This is a genomic window from Desulfatiglans sp. (assembly GCA_012513605.1).
Taxonomy (GTDB): Bacteria; Desulfobacterota; DSM-4660; order Desulfatiglandales; family HGW-15; genus JAAZBV01.
Window position 1 is genome coordinate 1 of the sequence record JAAZBV010000013.1, and the last position, 5,289, is coordinate 5,289.

Below are 5,289 nucleotides of genomic sequence, written 5' to 3' on the forward strand. Positions count from 1 at the left end.
CCATGATGATATTTCCTCTTCCACAGCACGTGATGGCAGGAGCAGATAATGAGACACTCAAGGCGCGTATAGAGATGCTTGAAAAGGAATTGGATGAACTGAAGGCCAGTCTTACTGAAAAGACTGTTACACCTCAAAATCCCGCTGCACCTGCACAGGAGGCATTAAAATCTTCCGATGGATTCAGTATAAAAAGCTATGGCTATATCAAGCTTGATGCCTCCTATAATGACAGCAGGACTGTGAGTGGCAATTATGTCCTTTATGTGCCGAGCGAAGGAACGGTAAAAAATGATAACACCTTTAACATAACAGCAAGACAGAGCCGGCTTGGGCTTGACATTGGTGCACCTCAATATAAGGGATGGGTTACGAAGGCAAAGGTTGAGGCAGATTTTTATGGTGATGGGCCTGTGGCGCATGAAAACAAGGCAGAACTCATGCTGAGGCATGCATTCCTGGAAACAGCAAAAGGGGGCTTAAGTTTTCTGGCAGGTCAAACATGGGATGTTATCTCACCGCTTAATCCAAACTCTTTAAGCTATGTACCGGGCTTTACATCAGGAAACACAGGTTACAGAAGGCCACAAATAAGGGTCAGCTACAATAACACATTTGATGATGTTACAGGTATCCTGACACAGTTTGCCCTTTCAAGGACAACAGGAACTACCGGCGAAGACCTTGACGCTGGCGGCCAGAATGATGGCGATGATGCAGGGTTTCCAACTATTCAGGCAAGGGTTGCCCTTACCACAAAGGGTTTGGCCGGAAAAAAGAATGTAATAGGCATATCAGGTCATTATGGTCAGGAGGAAGTGGAATGGACAATAGGTGATAAAACCGATTATGACTCATGGTCAGGTAACATTGATTTTGTTATTCCACTTTCTGAACGCTTTACATTAAGCGGTGAGGTATTTACAGGTAAAAACCTTGATGACTATTTTGGTGGTATCCTTCAGGGTATTAATACGACGACACGAAATGAGATATCAAGTTATGGTATGTGGTCACAGATCAGTTTTATCTTTAACAAGAAGTGGCAGTACACAGCAGGATTTAGTTTTGATAACCCTGATACTGATGACCTCAATAATGGCGCAAGGGACAAAAACAGCTTTTATTTTGTGAATGCCATGTTCAAGGTACTCCCCATGCTAACCATAGGCATTGAGTATGATTACTATAAAACAGAGTATAAAGGCATGGCAGATGGCACTGTAAACAGGTTACAGACCTCTGCAATATTCACCTGGTAAGGAAGATTAATATGGAGACTGTGATCTATTATTTCACCGGGAGCGGCAACTCGCTAAAAATAGCAAAGGAGCTTGCCCTTAGGCTTACTAATACAAAAATTATCAGGATCACAAAGCGGCTTATTGATTCCGAAAAGATCACAGTTTCCGCCACCACAGGGATTATATTTCCTGTTTATGTAAGCGGTCTTCCAATAATAATAGAAGAGTTTGTGAACAGGTTTAATATACCTGATAATACATACCTGTTTGCTATCGCCAATTTTGGTGAATCAGCAGGCATATCCTTAATACAGCTTGATGACCTTCTCAAGAAAAAAGGCAAAGGGCTCTCTGCCGCCTTTGAGATACTCATGCCGGACAATACCCAGATACTTTTTCCTCCGGGTACAAAAGCAGAGCAGGATGCCTGCCTGAATGCACAGGCGGAGATGATACCTGATGCAGCTTCAATAATAGCTGATAGCCGTATACATAGAGACCTGATTGATGATGCAAGGAGATCCGGGAAATCAGGGCCCCATATCTTTAAACCTGCCGAGATGGCAAAAGAATTTTACACAGATAATAAATGCAACTCATGCGGCATATGCATGAAGGTCTGCCCAATGGAAAATATCAGCCTGACCGATAATAAACCCTTATGGGGTGGCCATTGTGAGATGTGCCTTGCCTGCATGCAGTGGTGCCCGAATCAGGCCATCCAGTTCGGTCAAAAGAGCAGCAAATGGGGCAGATACACAAACCCATTTATTGATTTAAAAGAGATGTTTATTAATGGGTAAAAGGCTCTATTTTTATGAATATTGACATACAGCAGAGTTAAAATTATACTTCTTACCGCTTCAACCGATTTTTAGAAAAATAATTAAATGCACATTGTTAAAAACTTGATTCAAGGATAAGATTGTGATTCCCGTTGAGACAAGAGAAAAACAGAGAATCAATCCCGGACAATCGGTTAAGCCTTTGATTGGAGGTAAAAGGGCAGTTATTACCCCACTGCCTGAAGACCCAATCAAGGCATTAAGGGGTTCGCTTAAGGGAAAGCCATCACTTACAAAAGTACTTCTTGAAGAGCGTAAGCAGGAGCGAGAATGTGAAGAAAAAGTATATTCTGGATTCTTATGCGATACAGGCCTGGATTCAAGAGGAAAAAGGCGCAAAGTTCATATAAATAGACTAACTGACATGATAGTTAAGTAATAAAACTGGAGCATTTGTTTATCACCAATATTTTTTTAAAATAAGGAGGAACAGGGTATGGATGAGAACATGGAAAAAAACGTAAAAAACATTCTGAATACTGCAATGAAGGTCATTACAAATCCGGTGGGGTTTTATCGTGAAATGCCTAAAACAGGGGGATTTGTCGAACCCCTGATTTTTGCTGTAGTCCTTGGGCTGGTTTCAGGTGTGATCACCGCCATCCTTTCAATCTTCAGCCTTGGAAGTGCATCATCATTCTGGATGGGGCTTGCATACATCATTCTTTATCCCATTATGGTTGCGATTTGCAGTTTTATTGGGGCAGCTATACTCTTCCTTATATGGAAAATCATGGGTTCACTGGAGCCCTATGAAACTACCTACAGATGTGTGGCATACGCAACGGCAATTACTCCTCTAACAGTAATACTCGGAATTATTCCTTATCTGGGGTCAATATTAGGCCTTGCCTGGGGGCTTTACCTCCTACTGGTAGCAAGTACAGAGGTACATAAAATCGCACAGAAAACAGCATTAATGGTTTTTGGCATTATCTTTATCCTGCTTGCCATATTTACTACTTGCGGTCAATTTACCGCGCGAAGAGTGCAGAAAAGTCTGGGACAATATGAGAACATGACACCTGAAGAGGCGGGAAAGGCATTTGGTGAATTCATGAAGGGCGTAAAGGAAGAGGCAGAAAAGGATTAAGGTATAAGCGATATTAACGCAGGGCGTATAACTATCAAACATATAACGCCCTGCGGATCGATTTATCCATTGACCCTTGCATCTATAAAAACAATTGGTTTACCCACCCGTTTAATGACCAGAGGGCAATGGGGCGTGCCCTTTGGTATAAAGAAATAACAGGAGTAGTTGATCTTTCTCACCTTGTCACCCAGCAGCATCTCACAGTCCGCATCAAACTCAAGGAAGTTTTTCCCGTCTCCGCCAATCAGGAATATCCACTGGTCATGATCATCATGTGAATGGGTGCTGCCGCCCAGGGAATCAGGCTGGGTAATATATGCAAAACCAATGGCAAGCTTTGATTCAGGGATATCCCCTGAACCCCAGGCCGTAATCATTGGAGAGGTGATTGTATCATGTATTGACTTCCAGGGTTTGAATTCCACCACATTGGGTTCCCTTAATTTATTACCCAGTTTGCTCATATCCATCTTTTTGTAGTAATCCGGCTGCTGGGCCAGGGCCGGTGAGGATGCAGCCAGTGTAGAGAGCAGACTGGCAAAGGCTATTCCTGCTGCCCCGGTTGATACATTCTGAATAAAATCCCGTCTGTTAATTTCTTTAATCTCGGCCATAATTTTCTCCTTTTTGTTAATTTGTTTAATTGCATGACGACACCCAAATTTAAATTGACATTCATTAAATGTGAAAATACAAATAGGTAGAAATAACTCTTATTTAAATGCATTTTAAAGATAAATCAACTTATAACATTAACCTTTCTGAGGTGCACAATGCTTGAACTAAAAAACCTGACCTTTACCGCTCAAAACACGGATGCAAACGGTAGATCCAGCCTTAGAACCATTATTGATAATGTCAGTTATACCTTTGAAAAGGGAAAATTCTACGCAATAACAGGCCCTAACGGCAGCGGCAAAACTACGCTTGCAAAGCTTATAATGGGGATAAATGAGGCTACATCAGGCTCAGTTATCTTTGAGGGAAAAGAGATAACAGGTTATTCAATCACTGACCGGGCACGCGCCGGGATAGCATACAGCTTTCAGAATCCTGCCAGGTTCAAGGGTACAACTTGCAGGGATCTTCTGGCAATGGCGGCCAAAACAGAGGATGAAAAGGTGATAGTTGATATCATTACAAGGGTCGGGATATGCTCCCTTGATTTTCTGGATAAACCTGTGGACGCAAGGCTTTCGGGAGGAGAGATAAAAAAGATAGAACTGGCAACAACCATAGCGCTTAACCCCAGGGTCGCGATCTATGATGAGCCTGACACAGGCATTGACCTCTGGACAATAGACCCTATGGTTAAACTGTTAAAAAAGGAACAGAAGAATCACAATACAACAACAATAGTAGTAAGCCATAACAGGGCATTCCTTGAGGCAGCTGATGTCCTGCTGCTGATAAAGGACGGCAAAATTATTTACAGGGGCAATCTTAAAGGGGCGCTGCCTCTACTGAACGATTTCAGCCTGTGCAGCTTTACAAATGTCTGCGAAGGAGAAGTAAATGCTCGATGCTATAGATAAAGAACTGTTAAAAAAGGTAGCGGAACTTGAAGGCATACCAAAAGGCGCATACAACATCCGCAAAAACGGCAAGCTCCTGAATAGAGAGGTGTCAGCCAATATCAATATTGAGACAAATCCACAGGGTAATGGGATTATAATAACAATCAAGCCCGGCACAAAAAATGAGTCTGTCCATATACCTGTTATCGTAAGCCAGGCAGGCCTGAATGATGTAGTGTATAACAACTTTATTGTAGGTGAAGATTCAGATGTGACCATAGTTGCCGGATGCGGCATACACTGCGGCTCTTCTGAAAAACAGGGGCATGAAGGCATACACGAGTTCCGGGTAGGTAAAAATGCAAAGATGAAATATGTTGAAAAGCATGTTGCCATTGGAAGCGGAAAGGGAAAGCGCAGTCTTAACCCCACTACAAAGGTCTTTCTGGAACAGGATGCATACGCTGAGATGGAACTCTCCCAGATCGGCGGTGTTGATTCTGCAAACAGATTGAATGAAGCAGAACTGGGGCCTGGCAGCTCAATGCTGATAACTGAAAGGGTTATGACTGATGGTAACCAGATAG

6 protein-coding genes and 1 pseudogene are annotated in these 5,289 nt (G+C 42.6%); 6 read left to right on the plus strand and 1 reads right to left on the minus strand.

The genetic code is table 11. The annotated features are described in order from the left end of the window. The 4 genes and pseudogenes from GX654_01585 to GX654_01600 all read left to right on the plus strand — a co-directional run. Positions 1-1,262: hypothetical protein (locus GX654_01585; protein ID NLD35542.1), on the plus strand; the 1,262-nt coding region annotated here is incomplete at its 5' end. 11 nt (positions 1,263-1,273) lie between these two features. Then, entirely contained in the window at positions 1,274-2,047 is a 774-nt protein-coding gene (locus GX654_01590; protein ID NLD35543.1) for a 4Fe-4S binding protein, read from the plus strand. Between the two features lie 121 nt (positions 2,048-2,168). Continuing rightward, positions 2,169-2,390 (plus strand): annotated as a pseudogene (locus GX654_01595) (AbrB/MazE/SpoVT family DNA-binding domain-containing protein). Between the two features lie 135 nt (positions 2,391-2,525). After that, complete coding sequence (locus tag GX654_01600) at positions 2,526-3,182, plus strand: hypothetical protein (protein NLD35544.1); 657 nt, start codon at positions 2,526-2,528, stop codon at positions 3,180-3,182. 62 nt (positions 3,183-3,244) lie between these two features. Here the strand turns inward: GX654_01600 and GX654_01605 are convergent, their stop codons facing one another. Next, positions 3,245-3,799 carry a twin-arginine translocation signal domain-containing protein gene (locus GX654_01605; GenBank protein ID NLD35545.1) on the minus strand — a complete coding sequence of 185 codons (555 nt, stop codon included), beginning with the start codon at positions 3,797-3,799 and terminating at the stop codon, positions 3,245-3,247. Between the two features lie 159 nt (positions 3,800-3,958). On the opposite strand from GX654_01605, the gene GX654_01610 reads away from it, so the two are divergent. Together GX654_01610 and GX654_01615 are read left to right on the plus strand one after the other, a co-directional pair. Further along, entirely contained in the window at positions 3,959-4,720 is a 762-nt protein-coding gene (locus GX654_01610; protein ID NLD35546.1) for an ATP-binding cassette domain-containing protein, read from the plus strand. Next, positions 4,701-5,289, plus strand: a 589-nt coding sequence (locus tag GX654_01615; protein NLD35547.1) for a SufD family Fe-S cluster assembly protein, incomplete at its 3' end; no start/stop codon positions are given. The genes GX654_01610 and GX654_01615, both read left to right, overlap by 20 nt.

Coding starts and splice junctions, on each gene's coding strand:
- GX654_01600 (NLD35544.1), top strand. CDS start 2,526: ATGGATGAGAACATGGAAAAAAACGTAAAAAACATTCTGAATACTGCA.
- GX654_01610 (NLD35546.1), top strand. CDS start 3,959: ATGCTTGAACTAAAAAACCTGACCTTTACCGCTCAAAACACGGATGCA.
- GX654_01590 (NLD35543.1), top strand. CDS start 1,274: ATGGAGACTGTGATCTATTATTTCACCGGGAGCGGCAACTCGCTAAAA.
- GX654_01605 (NLD35545.1), bottom strand. CDS start 3,799: ATGGCCGAGATTAAAGAAATTAACAGACGGGATTTTATTCAGAATGTA.